23 protein-coding genes and 1 rRNA gene are annotated in these 23811 nt (G+C 43.1%); 5 read left to right on the forward strand and 19 right to left on the reverse strand.

What is annotated here, in order from left to right; all coding sequences use genetic code 11:
- The first annotated feature begins 197 nt into the window (after nt 1-197).
- Nucleotides 198-312, forward strand: a 5S ribosomal RNA gene (gene rrf, locus IEV39_RS16160).
- Between the two features lie 79 nt (nt 313-391).
- Here the strand turns inward: rrf and IEV39_RS16165 are convergent.
- The 6 genes from IEV39_RS16165 to ribF form a co-directional block, all read right to left on the reverse strand.
- Nucleotides 392-937, reverse strand: a complete 546-nt coding sequence (locus IEV39_RS16165) for a type 1 glutamine amidotransferase domain-containing protein (protein ID WP_005281506.1) — start codon at nt 935-937, stop codon at nt 392-394.
- Nucleotides 938-1261: 324 nt separating this feature from the next.
- Nucleotides 1262-1804, reverse strand: coding sequence for an NADPH-dependent FMN reductase (locus IEV39_RS16170; protein ID WP_005228217.1), 543 nt, complete (start codon nt 1802-1804; stop codon nt 1262-1264).
- Between the two features lie 104 nt (nt 1805-1908).
- Nucleotides 1909-2391 (reverse strand): FKBP-type peptidyl-prolyl cis-trans isomerase, encoded by a 483-nt coding sequence (locus tag IEV39_RS16175; protein ID WP_005228218.1) that lies wholly within the window; start codon nt 2389-2391, stop codon nt 1909-1911.
- A gap of 1 nt (nt 2392) precedes the next feature.
- Nucleotides 2393-2923, reverse strand: a complete 531-nt coding sequence (gene lspA / locus IEV39_RS16180) for a signal peptidase II (RefSeq protein WP_126687689.1) — start codon at nt 2921-2923, stop codon at nt 2393-2395.
- 4 nt (nt 2924-2927) lie between these two features.
- Entirely contained in the window at nt 2928-5765 is a 2838-nt protein-coding gene (gene ileS / locus IEV39_RS16185; protein WP_005281499.1) for an isoleucine--tRNA ligase, read from the reverse strand.
- Between the two features lie 62 nt (nt 5766-5827).
- Complete coding sequence (gene ribF / locus IEV39_RS16190) at nt 5828-6829, reverse strand: riboflavin biosynthesis protein RibF (protein WP_005281496.1); 1002 nt, start codon at nt 6827-6829, stop codon at nt 5828-5830.
- 207 nt (nt 6830-7036) lie between these two features.
- Between ribF and IEV39_RS16195 the strand changes: the two genes are divergently transcribed.
- From IEV39_RS16195 to IEV39_RS16205, 3 genes are all read left to right on the forward strand, one after another.
- Nucleotides 7037-8170 (forward strand): TDT family transporter, encoded by a 1134-nt coding sequence (locus IEV39_RS16195; protein WP_005281493.1) that lies wholly within the window; start codon nt 7037-7039, stop codon nt 8168-8170.
- Between the two features lie 62 nt (nt 8171-8232).
- Nucleotides 8233-8799 carry a 5'-methylthioadenosine/S-adenosylhomocysteine nucleosidase family protein gene (locus tag IEV39_RS16200; protein WP_005281490.1) on the forward strand — a complete coding sequence of 189 codons (567 nt, stop codon included), beginning with the start codon at nt 8233-8235 and terminating at the stop codon, nt 8797-8799.
- 211 nt (nt 8800-9010) lie between these two features.
- Nucleotides 9011-10762 carry a hypothetical protein gene (locus tag IEV39_RS16205; RefSeq protein ID WP_005281488.1) on the forward strand — a complete coding sequence of 584 codons (1752 nt, stop codon included), beginning with the start codon at nt 9011-9013 and terminating at the stop codon, nt 10760-10762.
- A gap of 139 nt (nt 10763-10901) precedes the next feature.
- On the opposite strand, the gene IEV39_RS16210 is transcribed toward IEV39_RS16205, so the two are convergent.
- From IEV39_RS16210 to ubiG, 11 genes are all read right to left on the reverse strand, one after another.
- Nucleotides 10902-11513, reverse strand: coding sequence for a TetR/AcrR family transcriptional regulator (locus tag IEV39_RS16210; RefSeq protein WP_005228225.1), 612 nt, complete (start codon nt 11511-11513; stop codon nt 10902-10904).
- 242 nt (nt 11514-11755) lie between these two features.
- Nucleotides 11756-12556, reverse strand: a complete 801-nt coding sequence (locus tag IEV39_RS16215) for an ABC transporter ATP-binding protein (RefSeq protein WP_005281485.1) — start codon at nt 12554-12556, stop codon at nt 11756-11758.
- Nucleotides 12557-12569: 13 nt separating this feature from the next.
- A complete protein-coding gene (ssuC, locus tag IEV39_RS16220) occupies nt 12570-13373 on the reverse strand; it encodes an aliphatic sulfonate ABC transporter permease SsuC (protein WP_005281482.1) in 804 nt (267 codons plus the stop codon).
- Nucleotides 13370-14545, reverse strand: a complete 1176-nt coding sequence (gene ssuD, locus IEV39_RS16225; RefSeq protein ID WP_005281480.1) for an FMNH2-dependent alkanesulfonate monooxygenase — start codon at nt 14543-14545, stop codon at nt 13370-13372. Before ssuD ends, ssuC begins: the two co-directional genes overlap by 4 nt.
- Before the next feature lie 32 nt (nt 14546-14577).
- A complete protein-coding gene (locus IEV39_RS16230) occupies nt 14578-15564 on the reverse strand; it encodes an aliphatic sulfonate ABC transporter substrate-binding protein (protein WP_005281477.1) in 987 nt (328 codons plus the stop codon).
- A gap of 12 nt (nt 15565-15576) precedes the next feature.
- Nucleotides 15577-16569 carry a sulfonate ABC transporter substrate-binding protein gene (locus IEV39_RS16235; protein ID WP_005281474.1) on the reverse strand — a complete coding sequence of 331 codons (993 nt, stop codon included), beginning with the start codon at nt 16567-16569 and terminating at the stop codon, nt 15577-15579.
- Nucleotides 16570-16881: 312 nt separating this feature from the next.
- Entirely contained in the window at nt 16882-18237 is a 1356-nt protein-coding gene (argA, locus tag IEV39_RS16240) for an amino-acid N-acetyltransferase (protein WP_005281472.1), read from the reverse strand.
- A 112-nt stretch (nt 18238-18349) separates the two neighbouring features.
- Entirely contained in the window at nt 18350-18733 is a 384-nt protein-coding gene (locus IEV39_RS16245; protein WP_004773416.1) for an RcnB family protein, read from the reverse strand.
- Nucleotides 18734-18913: 180 nt separating this feature from the next.
- Nucleotides 18914-19660, reverse strand: coding sequence for a YciK family oxidoreductase (locus IEV39_RS16250; protein ID WP_005228239.1), 747 nt, complete (start codon nt 19658-19660; stop codon nt 18914-18916).
- A 30-nt stretch (nt 19661-19690) separates the two neighbouring features.
- Nucleotides 19691-20392 carry an HAD family hydrolase gene (locus IEV39_RS16255; protein ID WP_171067861.1) on the reverse strand — a complete coding sequence of 234 codons (702 nt, stop codon included), beginning with the start codon at nt 20390-20392 and terminating at the stop codon, nt 19691-19693.
- Nucleotides 20389-21102: a bifunctional 2-polyprenyl-6-hydroxyphenol methylase/3-demethylubiquinol 3-O-methyltransferase UbiG gene (ubiG, locus tag IEV39_RS16260; protein WP_005281465.1), complete on the reverse strand. Its 714-nt coding sequence runs from the start codon at nt 21100-21102 to the stop codon at nt 20389-20391. The genes IEV39_RS16255 and ubiG overlap by 4 nt, the downstream gene beginning before the upstream one ends.
- 425 nt (nt 21103-21527) lie before the next feature.
- Between ubiG and IEV39_RS16265 the strand changes: the two genes are divergently transcribed.
- Nucleotides 21528-22148 carry a thiol:disulfide interchange protein DsbA/DsbL gene (locus tag IEV39_RS16265; protein ID WP_005281463.1) on the forward strand — a complete coding sequence of 207 codons (621 nt, stop codon included), beginning with the start codon at nt 21528-21530 and terminating at the stop codon, nt 22146-22148.
- Nucleotides 22149-22201: 53 nt separating this feature from the next.
- Here IEV39_RS16265 and IEV39_RS16270 read toward each other — a convergent pair whose 3' ends face one another.
- Both IEV39_RS16270 and IEV39_RS16275 read right to left on the reverse strand, forming a co-directional pair.
- Nucleotides 22202-22837, reverse strand: a complete 636-nt coding sequence (locus tag IEV39_RS16270; RefSeq protein ID WP_005228246.1) for a TetR/AcrR family transcriptional regulator — start codon at nt 22835-22837, stop codon at nt 22202-22204.
- A 107-nt stretch (nt 22838-22944) separates the two neighbouring features.
- Complete coding sequence (locus tag IEV39_RS16275; RefSeq protein WP_005228248.1) at nt 22945-23595, reverse strand: TetR family transcriptional regulator; 651 nt, start codon at nt 23593-23595, stop codon at nt 22945-22947.
- Nucleotides 23596-23811: the final 216 nt, after the last annotated feature.

Below are 23811 nucleotides of genomic sequence, written 5' to 3' on the forward strand. Positions count from 1 at the left end.
AAGCTGACCAATACTAATTGCTCGTGAGGCTTGACTATACAACACCCAAACAGTTGTTGTATTCAAGATAAATTCAATACATAACTTGATTTAGTGTAGAAACTGGTTACAATACGACTCAATTAAACTAATCCGTTAATAACTCTTTCGGTACTAAGTGGCAAAAAACGTAAGACCACCCAAAACCAAAACAGTTTGCTGGCGACAATAGCAAGAGTGAACCACCTGATCCCTTCCCGAACTCAGAAGTGAAACCTCTTAGCGCTGATGGTAGTGTGGCACTTGCCATGTGAGAGTAAGTCATCGCCAGCTTTTAAATTAGAAACACCCCTAACCTAACGGTTGGGGGTGTTTTTTATTGGCGTAGAGAAAAATAATGCTGTCTAAGAGCTTATTCTTGACTCAATTCTTTCAAGATAGCTTCATTGAACTGTGGAATATCATCTGGGCAGCGTGAGGTGATAAGAGGCCAGTCATTGGTATTACAACGATGTACCGCTTCATCCACCCAGTGTGCGCCTGCATTTTCTAGGTCCAGACGAATGCTTTTATAGGACGTTAGATTTTTATCCTTAATCCGTTCTGCATTGATGAGTGTCCAAGGCGCATGACAGATTGCGGCAATCGGCTTGTTTTGATCGGTAAAATATTGAATGATGGCATGGGCTTTTTCATTGAGCCGTAAGGTATCGGCATTGACGGTACCGCCAGGAATAATCAAAATATCGTAATCTTCTACAGAAACCTGATCCAATGAGGCTTGTGGTGTATAACTTGGACCAAGTGCCTTATCACCTTTTACTGTCTGCACAGCATCAAAGCTTTCTGCAGCATGGATGACTTCAATACCTTTGCCTTTTAAAAATTCGAGTGGCTGAATCAGCTCATCATGTTCAACGCCTGCGTTAGATGTGATGATTAATGCTTTTTTACCCATGGTTACGACCTCAAAATCATTTTTATTTTAGGGTAACAAGCTAAAAACATGAAAAATGTAGGGCTTTCTGGGGCAGATTGTATCTTGCGGGATACGATGTCAATTTCTGTTACATGCTTCACATAGATAAAAAGAAGCCCCATCATCCTGACGGGGCTTCTTCGTATTCCGCTTATGTCGTTGATATCCTATTAACGACCACGTCCTGTGTGTTTTATTATTCTCAATGAGACTTCCTGTTTCTCTATGCTTCATATATTAACGATTAAGCTGGGTTGGATATAGACGTAAATCTACCTGATCAACGTACGCTTAGGCGTACAATTAAGCGATATGATACTTCTGTAGTTTACTCATTAACGCTGACAAGCCTTTCACTTCAAACTCATTGGCTTCAAACGTTTCTTCTTTGTTACGTTTAAAAATATCACGGATTTCAAGAACCGCATTGCTGTCCACCAAGCCGATATAGGTCGCGACCTGACGGAGTTGATCAATCGAGCGAGAGCCATTGGTTGCACCATAGCCCACATAAGCTGCAGGTTTACCTTGCCATTCCTTAGCCACGTAATCCAATGCATTTTTGAGTGCTGGACTGTAGCCATGATTATATTCAGGGCTAATCAAGATAAATGCATCAGCTGCGGCAATTTTATCGGCCCATTGTTGTTGTTTAGGTTGGTCATAAACACCTGTCGCCGGAGGATGTGCGCCTGCAAAGATAGGTAAGGCCCATTCTTTCAGATCGATAATCTCGGTCTGAATATCATTTAATGAAAGTTCATTGATGGCCTGATCGACCCAATTGGCGATTTTAATGGCTGTGCGACCTTCGCGGATGCTACCGACGATAATGTAAATGAGCATATTGATCTTCCTGTGTTATTGCTTTGAATCGAAAATAAATGTCTTTTAATGATCTTATACTTTTATTCAGGGTTAAAAAAAGCTCTCATTTGAGAGCTTTTATGTTACATCAATTTAATGCCTTGCTGTCCAGCAGGGGTGACCTTAAAGATTTCCACTTCAAAGGTAATATTTTTGCCTGCCAGTGGATGATTAAAATCGATTTCAGTGGTGTCATCATTGACCGATTTTACAATTCCAAATAAGGTGGCTTTGGCCTTATCTTCAAATTCAATCATATGACCAACGATTGGACGCTGTTCAAACTTAACGGTATCGAAGATCTGGATATTTTCAGCATTCCAGGGGCCAAAAGCATCTTCAGGTGGTAAATGTACAGTACGACGATCGCCTGCACGTAAACCAAATAAAGCTTTTTCAAAGCCAGGTAACAGGTTACCGTCGCCAATCACCAGACTGACAGGTTCTTCACGGCTACGGGTATTGTCGATCTCAACACCATTTTCGATTGAAACCGAAAAGTGCAAGTCAACTTTTGAACCGTCCTGAATACGAATTTCTTCGTTTGGGTGAATAATTTCGTTCATCTTATCTATCCGCATTTTGGTTGCGTTTCTTCTCGAGGAAGAAGGTATCGATTAGCAGTAAAATCGTTCCCAAAGTAATGGCACTATCTGCAAGGTTAAATGCCGGGAAATGGCTGTTCTGGTAATAGACATGGATAAAATCGACCACATAGCCCAGACTGACACGGTCAATCAGGTTGCCAATGGCTCCACCGAGAATCAACGCAATTGCCATAGGCAAAATGATCATTTTCTTTGGCATGCGCATTAGCCAGAACACAAAAATAATCGACACAATGCCCGCAAGAGAGGTAAACAGATAACGTTGCCAGCCACCCGCATCAGATAGAAAGCTAAATGCTGCGCCATGATTGTGAAGTAATGTCCAGTTTAAAAAAGGCAGAACCGGAACAGGATCAGCATAATTTAAATGCGAACTTGCAATCCATTTGGTCCATTGATCCAGCACAATGGCAAGAACAGAAAGTCCAAGCCACATGAAGTTGTGCGGGTAAAACTGGAATAAGCCTTTTTTTGCGGGGCTTGTTTGCACAGAATTATGCATATTTTCTCACTTCGCCACTGCCAGTGACATTGATAATACAACGAGCGCATAAACCAGCATGACCAACGTGTGTATTTACATCTGGCAGCACATGCCAGCAGCGTACACATTTTTCACCATCCGCCGCTGAAACCTGAACACGTAACCCGGCAAGGTCAGTGCTTTCACCTTGTTCAGCATACGGATGCACAATGACTTGAGAGGTGATCAAGACAAAGCGTAATTCATCAGCCAATTGGTTCAACAATTTCTGTAATGCTTCATCTGCCCAAAGTTCAACTTTTGCAGATAAGTTACTGCCAATCAGTTTAGCGTTACGTGCTGCTTCAATCTGTTTATTTACTGCTGATTTTACGCTAATCAATGTTTGCCAATCTGCTTCAGACAGTAAGTTTGCTGTTGATGCGGTTGGAATGTCATACCATTCAGCGGTAAACACATATTTTTCAGTTTGTTCTGGGATTAAAGGCCATGCTTCTTGTGCGGTAAAGCTGAGAATTGGTGCCATCCAGCGAACAAAGGCCTGAACGATATGGTACAGCGCGGTTTGGGCAGAATGACGTGCTTGTGAATCTGCCTTGGTGGTGTATTGACGATCTTTGATGATGTCGAGATAGAACCCACCCAAATCGTTGATACAGAAGTTGGTGAGGGCATTGGTCACAATATGGAAATTCATCTCTTCATAGGCTTGCTGAATGGTTTTTTGAACCTCAGCAGCACGTTGCAGGATGTATTGGTCTAATGCAATCAACTGGTCCACTGGCAGCGCATCCGTAGATGGCTTGAAGCCATTCAGGTTCGCCAGCAAGAAACGTAAGGTGTTACGGATACGACGGTAACCATCTGAAGCACGGCTAAAGATTTCTTTACCGGCCGTCATTTCATAACGGTAGTCTGCAGAAGCGATCCAGAAGCGTAAGCCATCTGCACCCATATCTTTAATAATGTCTTGTGGGGTAATGATATTACCTAATGATTTAGACATTTTACGGCCTTTCTCATCGACCACAAAACCGTGGGTGAGCAAGCCTTTATATGGCGCGCGTTCATTGATGGCAATTGAGGTCAGCAATGAAGACTGGAACCAGCCACGGTGTTGATCTGAACCTTCAAGATACAAGTCAGCAGGATCTTGCAGGTCTTCACGTTCACGTAGCACCGCATAGTGGGTTGTGCCAGAGTCGAACCAGACATCCAGTGTGTCACGGATTGCATTGTAGTTTTCGGCATCTGCACCAATGAAGTCACTTGCTTCACGGTTATACCAGCCGTCAATCCCTTCCTGTTCGATCAGCTTAGCCACTTCTTCAATCAGTTCAGGCGTGCGCGGATGCAATTCATTGGTATCTTTATGAACGAAGAACGGGATTGGCACACCCCAGGTCCGTTGACGTGAGATACACCAGTCAGGACGACCTTCAATCATGGATTGGATACGGCTTTGACCCCAATCAGGCACAAACTCAATGTCATTTTCAATCGCGTTTAATGCATTTTGGCGTAGACCATTGGCATCCATGCTGATAAACCATTGTGGTGTCGCACGGAAGATAATTGGTGTTTTGTGACGCCAGCAATGCGGATAGCTATGCTTGATTGGCTGATGCGCCCATAAACGACCGACTGCACCCAATGCTTCAATAATTTGAGGATTGGCTTTATAGATGTGTTCGCCTGCAAAAATTGGCGCAGTAGGTAAATATACACCATTGCCGCCTACAGGATTTTCAACTTTCAATTGATAGAGCAAGCCGACTTTGTAATCGTCTACACCGTGGCCCGGTGCGGTATGGACTGCACCTGTACCACTGGTTGCAATCACGTGTTCGCCTAAAATCACAGGCACTTGGCGATCAGTTAACAGCGGATGTTGCAATAAAAGATTTTCGATTGCCGCGCCTTTGAAATCAGCGAGTACAACTGGGTTTTCAAGCTTATAGCGCTCGATTGCCGATTCGACCAGATCTTTGGCCAGAATAAAGTTTTGCGTACCCCGGTCAGTGGTCACCTGTACCAATTGATAGTCGATATCCGCGTGTAGCGCGACTGCTTGGTTGGCAGGCAAGGTCCATGGCGTTGTGGTCCAGATCACGATATCAGTCGCATCTTTCACCTCGACATTCAAACGCGTGCTGAGATCGTTCAGATCAACCACGGTAAAGCCGACATCAATGGCATCTGATTTTTTATCTTCGTATTCAACTTCAGCTTCAGCCAGCGAAGAACCACAGTCCATACACCAGTTCACTGGTTTTAAACCCGGCTCAATATGACCTGCCTTGGCAATTGCACCAAGCGCACGTACGATATCTGCTTCTTGTTTGAAGTTCATGGTGAGGTATGGATTGTCCCAGTCACCAAACACGCCCATACGCACAAAGTCTTTTTTCTGTAATTCGACTTGAGTGTATGCATATTCACGGCAAGCTTTACGGAAGGTTGATGCATCAACCTTGACGCCGACCTTACCAACTTTTTCTTCTACTTTCAGTTCGATTGGCAGACCGTGACAGTCCCAACCTGGCACATAAGGTGCGTCAAAGCCATCTAAAATACGGCTTTTGATAATGATATCTTTTAAGACTTTATTGACTGCATGGCCTAAATGAATTTGACCATTGGCATAGGGAGGGCCGTCATGAAGGACATATTTTTTCTTGCCAATACGCGATGCACGAATCTGCTGATAAATGTTGTCGGCATACCACTCTTCTAACCATTTGGCTTCACGCACAGCCAAGTTTGCCTTCATGGCAAATTCAGTCGCTGGCAAATTGAGTGTGGCTTTATAATCCACTGCATTTTCAGGAGTTTGCTTATCGCTCATGCAAGTTTTCTTCCAGTTTGATCAGTTTGTAAACTGACATGTATTACAAATGAAAATTAAATTTAAAAAGGAAATTCTGCTGTGCTGCTACGATAATCTCGCAACTTTTGCACATCATCATTAATTCCGGTTTTGAGGGCTTCAAGCGAAGGGTAATTCAGCTCACCATGTAAATAGTGAAGGAAGGTTACCCGCATCAATAAGCCATACAGATTAGCAGAAACATCAGGGAAATGTACCTCTAATCGCCATTCTGGCTGGTCTTGTTTGATGGCTGGGCGTGTTCCCACATGACCTGCACCAAACAAACTATCAGCTTGATAGCCAGAGATGCCATTAAGGGCAGGATCTGCATGTTTTATTTTTGCTGTAAGAGAGGCATCTTCACACACCACATCGACCGCATAAATCCCGTTTAAGCACGGTTTATGACGGTTTAAACGCACATTAATCGTTGGGAAATCAAGGGTGCGACCAATCTGGTCACCATACTGGACACGGCCAGTGATGCTATATGGACGTCCCAGTAATTTTGCCGCTAAAGCCAGATCACCTGCTTGTAGGACCTGACGAATACGGGTTGAACTGACCCGTTCACCGTTTAAGGCAATGGTATTTAAATTGGTGACATCAAAGCCATAGTTGCGTAGAAATTCGCTGTTGCCTTGGCGGTCTTTACCAAAATGGAAGTCATCTCCCAGTACAAGGCTTTGCGCATTCAGTTTTAATTTGAGTAGGTCTGCAAATTCTGTGGCATTTAGACTTCTAAAATATTGGTTAAATTTCGCAACTGCAATGTAGTCTACGCCCAGCTCGGTTAAATATTCTACTTTTTCACGTAATGAGCTAATGCGTGGCGGAGCATCATAACCTTTAAAAAATTCAAGCGGTTGCGGCTCAAAAATCATCACTAATGTTTTTAAGCCTTGCGCAGAAGCCAACGTTTTGAGTTGAGCAATCATCGCTTGATGGCCGAGATGGACACCATCAAAATTGCCAATGGTTACCGCAGTCGGCGGTAACTGAAAATCTGGCGATAATGCGTTGAGACGAAGCAACTTCATGGGCGTTAAATACAGTGATTTTTGCAAAGGCTATATATTGCCATATTCTCAGCGTTTCGTCTTGTTGTTGTGTTTTTACACAGAAAATTTTCAATATTTAGAGGTTTTATATCAGTTAAATTGATTCATTAAATAAAAATAAATCAATTTTTCTTATTTAATGATTAAACTAAAATAGCTGCATAGTCGCTTGATATCGAGATAGAGATGAGAAAGCCGTTTTATCAGCTAGAGCAGAGCACCGATGTAATACGCCATTTTACCCCGAACTGGTTTACTGCCACCATGGGCACAGGGGTTGTGGCGATGATTTTAACACAGCTGCCTTTTGCTTCATCTCTTTTGTTTATGCTTGCGACGAAATTGTGGCAATTCAACATTCTGTTATTTACTACTTTTACTGTGTTGTATGGCTTACGCTGGATCTTATTTCCGACTGAAGCCAAGCAGATTTTTAGCCATCCCAATATGAGTCTGTTTTTGGGTGCGATACCCATGGGTTTAGCCACGATTGCCAATGGTTTTCTCAGTTTCGGTACCCATTTATATGGTGATATCGCCATACAAATTGCAACTTACCTTTGGTATATCGATGTTGTTCTTGCTGTAGTAATTGCTTGGTTGGTGCCATTCTGTATGTTTAGTTGTCAGGACCATCAACTGCAACGCATGACCGCCGTCTGGCTGTTGCCGATTGTGGCATGTGAAGTTGCTGCCAGCTCTGCGGGCTTGTTATTGCAACATTTAGCAGCCGATCAGCATGCCTTGACCATCTTGATCACAGGCTATGTATTATGGGGCATTTCTGTGTTACCTGCATTTGCAATTTTAACTATCCTGATGTTACGTCTGGCATTGCATCAGTTGCCTGAGAAAGAAGTGGCGATTTCTAGCTGGTTATGTTTAGGTCCGATCGGGACAGGGGCGTTAGCATTACTATTACTCGGCGAGCAGGCGCCACGGATCATGCAAGCGATGGGCTTTGAAGGTTTGGCAACGTTATTACCTGCTTTAGGCATCGTAGCGAGTCTGGTGTTATTAGGCTTCGGTTTATGGTGGTTTGGTATCGCGATTTTGACTACATTACGCCATATGCGCACTGGCATTCCATTTAACCTAGGCTGGTGGGGCCTCACGTTCCCGTTCGGTGTATTTATTTTGGCGATCTTTAATTTAGCGCATCAGTTACATATTGATTTTTTACAGTATGTTGCCGTGGTTCTCAGTCTGCTGCTGGTCGGATTATGGGCCTTGGTGATGAAGAAAACGCTGGCAGGTGCCTATAGTGGTCAGTTATTTTTCTCTCCCTGTTTGGTCGCCTTACAGCAGAAGATGCAATAATATCGAGGTGTGCTAAAGCACACCTTTTTTGTGTCTCTATTTTGATTTGAACGAGTCTTTTTATGAATGCTGATGTTGCTCTGATTATGGCTTTGCCGAGCGAGTCCAAAGGTTTGTTTGAGCAGGCAGGCATAGAAGTCCATTACAGTGGAATTGGCAAAATTAATGCGGCATTCAAAGCCTTTGAGGTGATTCAAAAGACAGGGTGCAAAACATTGATTAATTTAGGCAGTGCCGGAAGTTCGTACTTTGATGCACATAGTCTAGTTGAAGTCACCACGTTCGTGCAGCGTGATATGGATGTCTCCCCACTCGGTTTTGCAGTTGGTGTCACGCCAATGGATGACGAGATTCCTGCTGACATCCATGCCCAGCCGCATTTTGAGTCTTTACCAAAAGGAATTTGTGGCACGGGTGATTCGTTTGAAACAGGCTTACCGAAAGTCAGCTGTAATCTGGTTGATATGGAAGGCTATGCCTTAGCTAAAGTCTGTCAGAAACTGGGGGTACGTTTGATTTCCGTTAAATATATTACTGATGGTGCCAATGATACGGCTCATTTAGAGTGGGAAGAAAACCTGTTACTAGGCGCACAAAAATTATTGGCGTTGTATCAGGCGCATTTTTAAGTACAAAGGTTTAATGCCGTAGTATGTATGGGTGGGCTTTTGTTTATCGGTAGATTGTTGAAATTAAAAATTACTTTAGTTTGCAAGCTGGTTACGCATAAGAGATTTATGTTAAATGAAGAGTGAATGAGAAAGTGATCTAAAAAATAAGAAAGTTTAGCTTTTATTCAAAGATATCTTAAAATTTAATCGTATTTATAAGGGAAATAGGATGAGTAAGAAAGATTGGATATTACAGACTAAAGAAATTCGTAGGTCTTTTAATAATGCAACTTGGATACCATTAAGAGCATCACAGAATAGTACTCATGGGGATATTAGAAATATCGGATACATTGAAGATTACTTCGGGTGCGGTACAGTTGCTTTTCCTGAAAAGCATATGAGTTTAGCTGACAGCTTAAGTTGGAGTGACATAGGAATAGGTTGTGAGACAACTCCATATGCCTATGATGATGGATATTATAAAACGGTTGAAGAGTATCAATACAATGATAAACAACCTATAGGGACTCATTTAGTATTTAGCTATACACATCCTTTAACACACAAGCGTGAATGGATAATTAACCCTGATTTAATCATGGCACTACAGCTAGTGAAGGAGGGAAATATTTGGGTAAGTCCGTTGGAAAATTTTACTCCCGTAATTAAGGAGATATTTGATGAAAATAATGATCATGTACTTATCGAAATTAAAAAAGAATTTTTAATAGACTATCTTGCTGCTAGAAATCTAAACCTGCGAATTTCATATTACCGACAAAGAGTTGAGAATGTAGAAAGTCTAGAAACCAGCCCTTATAAGGATCTTGAAGATAAAAATGAAGAGATTGAAGGCGGTAGATTCGAACTTTTAATCCGCGATCTTGAAAGTGTTTATGGCGGTACATGGGCGTCCATGCGAGTGTGGAGAACTGATATTGATAATGAAGAAGATGCTCCTGTAATGGGAGAAGAGAATGATGAAAATACAGCATATGAACAAAGAGGGGGCTATACAGGAGGATATTCAGGTGTAAGAGTCGAGGGAGAATTTTTCAAAGATGAATGGATAAAGCATAACGGGAAAAGTATCAGAATAAGAAATGACCAAGATGACAATTTACCTAGCTTTATTATTGAAACAGATGGACGAAGAATAACCTCTGATAAATTAAATGATGAATCTATTGGACGTTGGCTTTGGTTTAGATCTTCTGTAATTAATGAACTACTTACGTATAGAGGTTTTTCTTTAAATTGGTATACACAGGAAACAGGGGCTATAAATTCTTCCTCAGGTTATAGAACACATTTTGGTTTAAATGTAGCCGATTATATAACAGTATATGCTTATGATATTGCTCGACTAAAACCTTGGGAACAACATGTTTGGTTAAGTCATAATGTAGTGCCTGATGGTAAAGTATCAGCTGAGTTAATGTTGTCTCAAGTAGAAGCTAATCCAGCTAAAACCCATGCTCCAGAAATAAAATTATTTGAACTGGCAAAGGTATTAGAGCAAAATTTTTATGAAAAATATAAGTTAGAAATTTTTTTACATAAAGTTGATGCAGATACCTTCTTTAAGAATATTTCTCGATTTGCTAGTAAAGATGAACCATCCTTATTGCGATTAGCAAAAGAGCTAGCTCGCTTTTTTTCAGAACGTTTAAATAAAAAAGCTCTCAAACAGCTTTCCAATCATAAATTAAAAAATGATCTAGGCTCAAATAAACTTTTTGAAAGTATTTTGGCGGATAAAGTAGGTGAGGATAAAGCTCGTCAAATGTTTGGCATAATTGCTGGTATATACGATATGAGGAATGGAGATGCACATATAGCAGGATCTAAAATTAGTGATGCCATTAAATTAGCTGAAGTTGATGATGATCAATCATATCTTAGACAAGGTCAGCAGCTTATTGATAATCTTGCTAAATCTATATATTTCATAATTAGAAAGTTATTTGATGAATAAAAATCCTACATTTTCCCCAATTTAAAAAAGTAGAATACTTTTGAATAATCACCTTAACCATTTGGCAAGAAAAAAAGCGACTAACACCGTCGCTTTTTTCGTTTATTTCAATCGCTAAAACAAGGCTTGTGAAGAAAATTTAACGTGGCAACACGCCGTATAACATCACATGCACAGTATGCTCGATGCTGCGTTGAAACATACTACGATTACGCAAGGTTTTTCCTGTTACCATTTCAATCTGGGTCGAGAAATCCGCGTAATTCTGTGTAATGGCCCAGATATTCAGAATCAACAGTTCTGGATCAATCTCTGCCGACAATTTACCTTGTTCTTGCCAAGTTTGAATGACTTTAGCTTTACGCTTAAACAGTTTTTTTAACGGACCTTTCAAGATCGGCAAAATATGAGGTGCACCTTGAATAATCTCGAGTGCAAATAAACGTGAAGCCTTTGGCTGGTCACGTGAACTTTCGATTTTTTGAATTAAATAATGCGTCAGTGCTTCTGTCGGTTCAAGTTCTGACTCCAAAGTCTGTAAAGGCGCCAGCCATTTTTGCAGAACCGTGGTCAGCACTTCCACATACAGTGACTCTTTATTTTCATAGTAGTAGAAAATATTAGATTTATGCATATTTGCGAGCTGTGCAATCTCATCCAGACTTGCGCCACTAAACCCATAGACGGAAAAAACATCCAGGGCAGCATTCAGCAGTTGATTGCGCTTTTGTGTACTTTTTTTCTGTTCCATCTGCGAGCTTGATTCAAAAAATGTCATTGACATTGTAAGATAAATTGCCGGATTTGTGCACAGTCACAGAATTTTTTTATCGAAAAAATTATACTTTTTGGGCCAAAATTAGGGATGTGTTTGATAATTATTGAAATCTAAAAAAGGTCATACATATTTTGTAAATAATTCATCTGTTGGTCATCAATTGGAATCCTTATTTTTGATGATTTGACGCATTTTTTAGAAAAAGTGAAACGGTTTTAGGTGGCTAAAACCGCATCAAGAACTTGTTGTTCAAGTTGTGCAAAAGCAATACTCTTTTTACGTGGACGTGGCAGATTCACCTGAAAATTATGCGCAATATGGCCCTGATCCAGAAGGATAATTCGATCTGCTAGCTGGACAGCTTCACTTACATCATGTGTCACCAGAATGGCGGTAAAACCTTGTTCCTTCCAGAGACGTTCAATCAGGTTTTGCATTTCCAAACGGGTCAGGGCATCTAAGGCGCCTAAAGGTTCATCCAGAAGCAAGATACGAGGAGAATGCGAGAGCGCACGTGCCAGTGCGGCACGTTGACGTTGCCCCCCTGAGAGTTGTGCAGGCCATTGCGAGGCTTTCTCTTTTAAGCCGACTTTTTCCAGTAAGGTTGCTGCGAGTTGGTGCTGTTCTTTAGGTAGTCCCAGTTGCACATTTTGCAGCACGCTTTTCCATGGCAGCAGGCGAGGGTCCTGAAACATCACCCGAATGTCTGCATTGGTGATACCTTCACGAAAATGACGGGCGGACTGGAATTTAATTTCACCATAACTGGCTTTTTCGAGTTGGGCAATCAGACGAAGCAGGGTACTTTTACCACAGCCACTACGTCCGACGACCGCAACAAATTCACCTGCCTGAATATGCAAATCAAGATCTTCCAGAACCTTGACCTTACCATAAAACTTATATAGTTGCTCAATCAAAATATCTGCGCCATTGGCAGGTGCCTGAGCTGTTTCTGGTTCAGTCACAGGTTGCACCAGATTGTTGTCATAGAAATTTAGATTTAAATTACTCATCTTTATCTCCCTTTTATTTCTGGTAGCCTGCATGCCAGCGTAATAAATAACGTTCTAAACCTTGAGCCAAGACATCGGCCAATTTGCCCAGCAGTGCGTAGAGTAAAATACCGACCAGAACAATATCAGTCTGTAAAAATTCCCGTGCATTCATGGTCATATAGCCGATTCCTGATTGTGCAGAAATTGTTTCGGCCACAATCAAAAGGACCCAGACCAGTCCTAAAGAGAAACGCAGACCGACCAGTATGGAAGGCATGGCACCAGGTAAAATGATGTCTTTATACAACTGCCAGCGGCTTAGCCCATAACTTTTACCCATCTCGATCAGCTGGGGATCGACGGAACGGATGCCGTGATAGGTATTGATGTAGATCGGGAAAAATACGCCTACCGCAACCAGAAACAGTTTGGCCGTTTCATCAATTCCGAACCATAAAATTACTAATGGAATCAGCGCCAATGCCGGAATGTTACGGATCATTTGTAAAGTGGTATCAAGCAAGGTTGAAGCAATACGCGATGAGCCGTTAAGTAGCCCTAAAATCAGCCCCAAGCCACCGCCAATCAGTAAACCCAGCAAAGCGCGACCCGCACTGACTTTAACATGCTGCCAAAGTTCACCACTGAGCAGTAAGTGCCAGAACGCACTTATCACAGCACTTGGAGCGGGTAATACTCGGCTTTGTAACAGGCCCGAACTCGAAGCAGCTTGCCAAACCAGCACCAGTAACACTGGAAATAGCCAAGGCAATAAACTGCTGCCTATTTTTTGTGTTCCACGTGAAACATTATTGACGGAAACTTTGCTATTCATGCAGTCTCCTTGGCTAAGGGCTTAGCTTCCTTGACCTCCGGCACGTAGTTATTGGCAATAATTTCACCAAATGGTCCGGTTAAATGTGGCTGTGCCAGTTTCTCGCGGGTTTTAAGGGGTAATAATGGGAACACCAGTTCAGCAAAACGGATCGATTCTTCCAGATGTGGATAGCCCGAGAAAATAAAGGTATCGATACCTAAATCGGCATATTCCTGAATACGTGCCGCGACCGTTTCAGGATCACCGACCAAAGCGGTTCCTGCGCCGCCACGGACCAGCCCAATGCCTGCCCAGAGGTTCGGTGAAACTTCAAGTTGGTCTTTACGTCCGCCGTGAAGGGCAGCCATACGCTGCTGGCCAACAGAATCCATTTGCGCAAATTTTTTCTGTGCTGCGGCAATGGTGGCATCATCTAGATATTGAATCAGCTCATCTGCTGCTGCCCAGGCCTGTTCATTGGTCTCACGCACAATCACATGTAAGCGGATCCCATAATTCAGGGTACGCCCTTTGGCCGCTGCTTTGGCACGCAAATATTCGACCTTTTCTTTCACTGCAGCAGGAGGTTCACCCCAGGTTAAATAAGTATCGACCTGTTCCGCCGCCAATTCGGTTGCCGCTTCTGATGAACCGCCAAACCACAGTGGAGGATAAGGTTGCTGTACAGGCGGGTAGAGCAGTTTGGCGTCATCGACACTGAGGCGTTCGCCGTGAAAGGTAAACGATTCGCCGGTATGTGAGCGGGTCAGGATTTCACGCCAGATTTTGACATATTCAGAGGCAGTCTGATAACGGGTACTGTGATCTTCATAGAGACCATCACCCTTGAGTTCTTGCTCGTCACCGCCCGTCACCAGATTAAGCAGAATACGGCCATTGGAAAGACGGTCGAAGGTGGCAGCCATCCGTGCAGCAAGTGCCGGGGTGGTAATGCCAGGACGTAGCGCCACCAGGAATTTCAGCTGGTTGGTGGCATCAATCAGGCTGGCAGCGGTGATCCACGGATCTTCACAAGAGCGACCAGTCGGAATCAGGACACCGGCATAACCGAGATTGTCTACCGCTACGGCAATCTGTTTCATATAAGCATGATCGACCTGACGAGCGCCCTTGCTGGTGCCAAGATAACGACTGTCACCATGAGTGGGAATAAACCAGAAAATATTCATGTCGATGTTCCTTATGAAAATGAAATCAATGTTTATTGGGCAGACCAGACACTGTGCTGAATATCAATCTGCACAGGAATGAGTTGCTCTTGTTTAAATAAATCGGCAATTTGTTGCTGACTCTTTATGACCTCTGCTGTGAGGATGTGCACAGGCGATGGTTTTGGTCGTTTGTCTAAAACACGTTGCGCCACAGGAAGGCTCAGCCCCGTACTTTGTGCATAAATCTGTAGTGCCTGATCTTGGTGCTGCACAATCCACTGATCTGCAATGTTGATGCTCTTAATCAGCTTTGGCGCAGAATCAGGATGCTTTTGAATAAAATCAGGATTACCAATATAAAAAGAATAAGTGGTTGGAAAAGCAGAGCCATCGACCAAGGTTTTGGTATGGCCTTGCAGTTCTGCTGTACCTAAGTAGGGTTCCCAAATTGCCCACGCATCAACGGCCTGTTTGTCAAAAGCTGCGCGTGCATCGGCAGGAGGTAACCAGATCGGTTGAATGTCTTGCCAAGATAGACCCGCTTTCTGCAAGGTTTTTGCCAAAAGTTCGTGTGCACTGGAACCTTTTTGAACTGCGACACGTTTGCCTTTTAAGTCTTGCAGGGTGCTGATTTTATCGTTGGCATGTACTAAAACAGCCTGTCCCGTCGGCGCAACCACTTCATAAGCCACATAGCTCAATGGTTTAGCCGCGGCCTGAGCAAAGATCGGTGGCGTATTGCCGACATAACCAAAATCAACTGCCCCGACTGCAAGTGCTTCAAGCATCTGTGGGCCAGCAGGGAATTCACGCCATTCAATTTTGGCATTCGGAAATTCTTGCTCAAATAGCTTTTGTTGTTTTGCAACCAACAAACTGAGAGAAGATTTCTGGAAACCGATCGAGAGTGTTTTTACCGCTGTATTTTCAGTTGTTGAAGGTGCTTTCTCCGTATGCTGTTCGGGTTTCTGGCAACCACTCAGCGAAAATGTAGAGATCAGCACACCCAGAACAGAAACTTTAGATAACAACTTCATGATGATCCTCAATTATTTAACTTCGTTCTTCAATAAGGCATCTTGGATCACAAGCTGCTTTGGAATCAGTTTCTGGGCAAAAAATGCATCGGCTACATATTGCTGTTCTTTGGCAACCTTTTCGGAAATAGGCTGAACTCCAAAGCCCATACGCGAAATTGATGTTTTTAAAATATCGAATTCAAGTGCGGTGGGTTTTTCTAACAGTTTTGCAGCATCGTCTGGATGCGTTTTGACCCAGTCCGTGGTTTGATTAAGCGTGGTGACTACGGTATTTAGCACTTGCGGATGATTTTGTGCGAATTGGCGATCAGATAGATAGAATTGATGGTTACTGACCAGATGTTCGCCATTGGCAATGACACGTGCATGAATCTGATGTTCAGCTGCAGCAAGGAATGGATCCCAGATCACCCATGCATCGACAGCACCTTTTTCAAAGGCAGCACGTGCATCTGAAGGCGGAAGGTAAACGGGCTGGATATCACTTAAGGTCAGATTATTTTCTTCCAGCAATTTAAGTAATAGGTAATGCACGTTGGAACCTTTATTCAATGCAATACGTTTGCCTTTTAAATCCTGAATCGATTGAATTGGCGAATCTTTTTGCACAATCAAGGCTTCTGCAGATGGGGCAGCGGGCTGATTGGCCACATAGACCAGATTGGGATTGGCAGCCTGGGCAAAGATCGGTGGTGCTTCACCGGCCTCACCCAAGACCACACTTCCGACGTTTAAACCTTCCAATAACTGGGGTCCGGCTGGGAATTCAACCCATTTCACCTGTACACCCTGAGCAGCAAGCGTTTTTTCTAATTCACCTTTTGCTTTGACAATCGGCAAGATGCCATACTTTTGAAAGCCGATATTTAATGTGGTGGTTTCTTGTTTTTTGGTGCTTTGCTGCTCAGGTTTTTTGGCACAGCCTGCAACACCCATCAAACTGGCAAGACTTGCCGCGATGAGGGTATATGTTGTCCATGAGCGATGGTTTGAAATAGCCATGATGGTTGTGCTCCCCGAAAAATCAAAAGATTTAAATAGATGAGCAACTAAGCTAAAACTTTTTTTATTGCATAAAAAATAACAAATCGGGCTTTGTTTATGAGGAAAAGTGCAAAATACAAGATTGCATAACCTTATCCATAAATGGAATAAGAATTAAAAAATGAAATATATTAAGTTTTTGTTTTTAATTGAATTTTTATTATTTTATCGGTTGGTGAATTTATTCTTCATACAGACTTAAGCAGAGATAATGATGATGAAGAGAGATCTTTATCAAAAATAAACATATCTCTTCACCATGCTGAATGCTTAGTGCAGTCTCTTTTTAAATACCAGAGAATTACGTTGATAGTTATATAACTCCTGACGCGCATTCGGTAAATCATCGACGCTGGCAGGGACAAAGCCCTGTTCTAGAAACCAGTGCGCGGTTCGGGTGGTGAGTACGAAGAGCTGTTGAATACCTTGTTGTTTGGCTTTGCTTTCCAGAAATTGTAAAATCTGGCTACCGCGATTGGATTTACGATAGCTTGAATCCACAGCCACGCAGGCAATTTCAGCAGAACGGATTTCATCTGATCCGGCCGGAATCGGGTATAGGGCTGCACAGGCCAGGATCATACCGTCCCGTTCAATCACCGCAAACTGTTCAATTTCACTTTCCAGACGTTCGCGCGAGCGATATACCAGAATACCTTCCTGCTCCAGTGGACGTAACAGGTTAATTAAACCGCCGACGTCATTGATATTGGCAATGCGGACTTCTTCATAGTGTGCATCAGTAATCAGGGTACCGACACCATCACGGGTGAATAGCTCTTCAATCAGGGCACCATCATAGGCATATGAAATCAGATGCACACGATGCACTCCCGATAAAGAGGCCTGTTGCGCCTGTTTGAGATGGAGCGCGAATTCTGGATATTGTTGCTGGTTCTGTTGAATATAGGGTTCCAGCTGATGCGGATTTAACTCACGCAATAACTGGTGCTGCGTATCCATTAAACCTTGTCTTTCACCCAGGAAAATCAGTTTATCGGCTTTTAATGCAATCGCGGTCTTGGTCGCCACTTCTTCTGCCAGTAAATTAAAGACTTCCCCTGTGGTTGAATAGCCGGTTGGCCCTAGCAGGACAATATTATGGTTATCCAGATGACGCTGAATGGCATCAGTATCCACCGAACGGACTTCACCCGTAAGCTGGAAGTCGATACCATCACGAATCCCGTAAGGTTTGGCGGTGACAAAATTACCAGACACCACATCAATGCGAGCGCCGTACATTGGTGAATTGGCCAGACCCATCGAGAGTAGGGCTTCAATTTCCAAACGGATTGAACCCACCGCATTCATGACGCCACGTAATGATTCGCGGGTGGTAATGCGATGGTTCTGGTGAAATGGCGTGTCAATATTGCGATCAAGCAGATTCTGGTTGATTTGCGGGCGTGCGCCGTAAACCAGAATCAGTCGGATGCCCAGAGAGTGCAACAGGGCAATATCATGAATAATATGCTGAAAATTTTCGTGCTGAACTGCTTCACCGGCAAACATCAGGATAAAGGTTTTATCACGATGGGCGTTAATATACGGTGCGGAATGGCGAAACCAGTGTACATAATCTTGGGTTGTACTATGTAACGTTTCAGTCATTTGGGTCGCCATGTGAATCTCAGAGATGTACCAATTGATCTGATTTTAACGAAAAAAAAGAAAAGATAAATCACTTCCTAAACCAACAACCCAACTTTTAGCGGTCAAGCGATTGGGGCTGCGCCTAGAAACCCATAATACGGATAATGCTGTTATCTTCCGAATTGACCAAAATATAGTCGTTGTTGATTTTGTACCATTGCTCGTTACGGCTAGGTCGAGGAAGATTATTATCTTTATAATCGACTTTATAACCGTTGCCACGATAGTGCTGTGGCATGACATAACCTGCCTGCCAGCGATGTTGCTTTAAGCGCTCGACACCACGTTCTTCACGCATACGGCGCTCACGTTGACGATTTTCACCATCTGGACGATCAAAGCCACGACCATTTTGCCAGCCGCCACCGCGCGAATCCTCATCACGATCGTGCGGACCTGCAAAACTCCCCATGCTACTGAACAGGGTGGTTGAACCTAAAACCAAGATAATGAAAAATTTTTTCATGATGCACCTTATTGACTTCGGATGTCTCTCATGTGAACTACTGTACGTTAAAAATGCAGAGAAACTGTGAAGATCAATTCATTATTGTTTTAAAACAATGAAGAGTTTTCACTCATTTCTCTGAAAAAACAGTTTTAACCTCAGGGTCCAATGTTATTTAGAATTATTGTAAGGATGAAATTAAGCTTGGGCGTCAATACTTTGCCCGTTCATGTCCAGACTATCGTCACCCATCAGGTACAGGTAGGCTGGCATAATGCTATCTGGTGTTGGAAGAACTTTTGGATCTTCTTCGGGATAGGCCTTGGCACGCATCGCGGTACGTGTACCCCCTGGATTGATGCAGTTAAATCGGATATTCGGATAGGTATTTTCAGCGGCAAAGATCTTGCTCATGGCTTCAGTGGCTACTTTAGAGACCGAATAGGCACCCCATAAGGCACGGGCTTCACGGCCCACACTGGAGCTGGTAAATACCACAGAGGCGTGTTCAGATTTCTGTAGCAACGGCAATAAAGCTTGGGTAAGGGCAAAAGGCGCACGTAAATTGACTGCCATGACATCATCCCAGACATCGACCGGATACTCTGCCAGTTCAACACGGTCACCGAGCATGCCTGCGTTATGCAAGATACCATCAAGGCGGCCGAATTGCTGTTCCAGCGTATTGACCAGAAGCTCGTAGTCATGCGTTGAAGCAGTGGAAAGCTGCAAAGGTAAGATTGCAGGTTGAGGCGCACCTAAACCTTCAATTTCGTCATAGATCACTTCAAGTTTATTCAGGGTACGGCCGTGTAATACAACGGTTGCACCATGAAGGGCATAACTCATCGCAGCAGCACGTCCAATACCATCACCGGCACCGGTGATCAGGATAATACGGTCTTTCAGCAAATCTGGACGAGGTTGATATTCTGAATATTTCATTGTTATGCCTCCTGTTTTTATCGTTAATAATTAACCCATCATACCCTGATTTTCTGACAAAACAGTGATTTTCTGTTTGAGCAGCTGGTGTAATTCGGGGATGGTGTGAATAATGGCATCGGCCTGCCAGGCCGCCAGATCATCACGTGTTTCTACAGGCAAATAACCATAGGCCGCCAGAATGGTATACATGTCTGCATTACGGCCTGCATCAATATCACGTGGATGATCGCCGACATAAATGATGTCTTTGGCATCAAGATTAAGCTTTTTGGCCGCCAGATACATCGGTTCCGGATCGGGTTTGGTATGGCTGACATCTTCCGGGCAAACCAGCACAGCGCAACGATCGGTCAGGTTTAAGGCCGCGAGTAAAAGCTCGCTTAAGCCACGAGGCTTATTGGTCACAATACCCCACGGGATATCGTGGGCTTCCAGTTCTTCCAGTAAAGGATACATGCCTTCAAACAGGTTGGTGTCGACTACAATATTGTCACCATAGACATCTAAAAAGCGCTGGCGATGTCCTAAAAATACAGGATCGGTAATCTCTAATTCGGGATAGACCAGTTTTACCATGGCACGTGCGCCTTCAGACACCTGCGTGCGAATGGTTGCGGCATCCACCATAGGTCGCTGCTCATCACGGCACATTTGTTGAATGATACGGATAAAGTCGGCAGCAGTATCGATCAGCGTACCATCAAGATCAAATAAAACAGCTTTCATCACGCACCTGTATTTGTGGTATGAACCATATAATTCACGTCAACATTTGGCGCTAACCAGTAATGTTTGGTGATCGGGTTGTAATGTAAACCGGTCATTTCTTTGAGGGTGAGACCTGCATTGCGGATATCATGTGCCATTTCGGACGGGCGAATGAATTTATGATAGTCATGTGTGCCTTTTGGCAGTAAACGAAGCACGTATTCCGCACCGATAATGGCAAATAAATATGATTTCGGATTACGGTTAATGGTCGAGAAGAACACATGACCGTCTGGCTTAACCAAAGCCTGGCAGGCTTTCACGATTGAAGCAGGGTCTGGTACATGTTCCATCATTTCCATACAGGTTACTACATCATATTGACCGGCCTGTTCCTGCGCCAGTTGCTCGACTGGAATCTGACGGTATTCAATATTTTCAACATTGTCCTGCTGGGCATGCAAACGCGCCACGGCAAGCGGCGCTTCGCCCATATCAATGCCCACAACATCGGCACCACGACGTGCCATGCTTTCTGCCAGAATCCCGCCACCACAGCCGACATCAAGGACTTTCTTGCCTGCCAGGCCGCCCACGCGTTCATCCACCCAGTTTAGACGTAAAGGGTTGATTTGATGGAGCGGGCGGAATTCAGAATGTTGATCCCACCATTTGGCAGCCAATGCTTCAAATTTTGCGATTTCTTGCGGGTCAACATTCAATTGCGACATGGAAGAGCCTCTATCAATATTTTATGGAGTTGTAATGATGATCAAATCCTTAGTTAAAACATTAAACCAAGCAGAGTCTTGCCGAGTTTTCATCTTATTTCAGGATAGACCTTCGGTTCGACCTACTTTTCTTTCGGGAAAAGTAGGCAAAACCATTGTCATCTGCAAAACCTGTTCATTTCTTGCATTTATCTAATTTATTGCAAAAACAATATATTGTAGATACCTCGCAGGTTGCAGATGACGTTGTCGAGTATCTAATTTCAGAGAATGTTTTGAGTCTGAATTTAGCTTAGTGTAGCGATTCTGGCAAAAAAAGCGATAAATCCAATAAAAAACTTCACAGAAGCAAAACGAATTGCTCGTGTTTGTTTTATATTTAGCATATAAACTTACGAAAAATGCTTAGAGGAAAAGCAAAGTCAATGAAAAAGTTAGTATTAAGTGGTTTGAGTGTGGCTGCATTAGCATTTTCAATGAATGCCGTGGCAGCTGATTTTGTGGCTGGTAAGGACTATACCGTGATTGCAAATCCAGGCAAAACGGTTGCACCAGCCGGCCAGCTCGAAGTGCGTGAATTCTTCTGGTATGGTTGCCCGCACTGCTTCAAGCTTGAACCGCATATGCAGGCGTGGTTAAAACAAATTCCAAAAGACGTCTATTTCCTTCGTACACCGGCGGCAATGAATAAGGTATGGGAACAAGGTGCGCGTGGTTATTATGTTTCTGAAGCACTGGGTGTGCGTAAGAAAACCCATATTCCACTGTTCCATGCAATTCATGAAGGTGGCCAGCAGATCTTTGACCAGGCTTCTCAGGCAAAATTCTTTGCCCGTTACGGTGTACCTGAGCAGAAGTTTAATAGCATGTTTAACTCTTTCCCGATCTCTGCAAAAATTGCCGAATCAAATAAACTGGCACAGCAGTACCAGTTGACGGGTGTTCCTGCCGTGGTGGTAAATGGTAAGTATGTCGTTCAGGGTGAAGATGGTAAAGTCACTCAAGTAGTCAATTACCTGTTAGAAAAAGAACGTAAAGCCAAATAATTAATGCATTTACATATATAAAAAAAGGACTGCCGCGACAGTCCTTTTTTTATTTAGTCTTGTTCCAGCTGAAAGTCTTTTAAATCAATCTGGACTTTCTGGGTGGGCAGAGACAAGGCCTGATTGACATACAGATTAATCAATTTCTCACGTGAACCGATCGAACGCTGGTAGTAGCTTGAGTTCAACAATAAGGCCGCGCCATAGGTCAGTGACCAGATATAAGACAGGTAATCACGGATCGACATATCGTAATTCTGTGATTTTAAATATTTTTCAGTCATATCTTTTAACGACACAATACGTTGTTGACGGATCGAGTAAAGCTCATCAAACAGATGCTTTAACTTGGATTCAGTCATGGTCAGATGTTCTTCTAACTGATGCAGCAGAATGGTACGGCTTGGTGAAGTAAGGTGATAGAGCATGTATCGTGGTGCATACTCTTTGACATCCGTATTGTATTTATCTGAAATTTTTAAGATTTCTTTTTCATTCTGGATAATCAGTTCCAGCAGTAACTCATTTTTACTACGGAAATGTTTATATAGGGTGCCTTTGGCAATATCCAGTTCAGCAACCAGTTCATCGAGGGTCATTTCTTGGTTGTTTTCTAATAACAGCTTTTCTGCAACCTGCAAGATTTTTTCTTTACGAATTAAGAACTGAGTATGACGATCTGGATTCATGATGCTTATAAGCTCCTCATAGTGTTCTACACTGCATTTGCATTAGTGTCCAAGGCATCATAACGCGAAGCAATGCTTTTATATATCAAACTTTGGTTTGGATATGATCAAGCGTTTTGGGGTTCCCAGTTGGAAATCCCACTGAATAATAAGCGCACTTGGGTCGCGGCATTGTCAATAAACAGGTTTTGCTGTTCGAGTAAATGATCGATCGTGTATTGTTTTGGCAGATTGATCCAGGTCATGGCCCAGGTAAATGACATATTAATCAGGATGGTCGAAAGCACCTGCAAATGCTTGGCTTCCTTGATGTGTTTGAAGGTTTCGAGCTTGCACAGGTCAATCGCCAGATCTTCGATCAGAAATTCAATTTCACGTGCGATGGCGATACGTACCGTTTCAGATCCGCCCCAACGCTCCGCAATCATAAATTGCCATTGTTGCGGGCTGTGATTAACCGCCTGTACAAATAATTCAATGCTGGTCCGGGTTTTGGCTGAACCACTGTGTAACAAGTAGCTTTGCCCCAATTGATGAATCAGGCTTTTTAAATGCAAGGAAACCTGATCAACCAGCTCTTGTCCGAGCGCATCCATGTCCTGAAAATGACGATAAAATGCCGTTGGAACCAAACCAACTTCACGTGCAACTTCACGCAAGCTAATACTACTGAATGAGCGCCCAGCAGTGCTGAGGTGGAGGGCTGCATCCAGTAAAGCCTGTCGACTCTGTTGTTTTCGTTCATCTCTAATCGACATGAATAAGATCCATTAAAACCATACCAAAGAGTCTAGCAAAAAAAACGGAAACTTTTTAGTCTTCGTACATTGCTAAATACAGATGTTTTTGATCTTTATGGATGCAATAGATATGCAAATTACCCGCCGTATCTGAAAAAAGCGCTTTATTTTCCCCGTATTTTGAGTGGCTTATAACAAGTACAAAAAATATTCAAAAAATTAGTGAACAAGTGT

This window comes from Acinetobacter courvalinii, assembly GCF_014635545.1.
GTDB classification, from domain to species: Bacteria; Pseudomonadota; Gammaproteobacteria; order Pseudomonadales; family Moraxellaceae; genus Acinetobacter; species Acinetobacter courvalinii.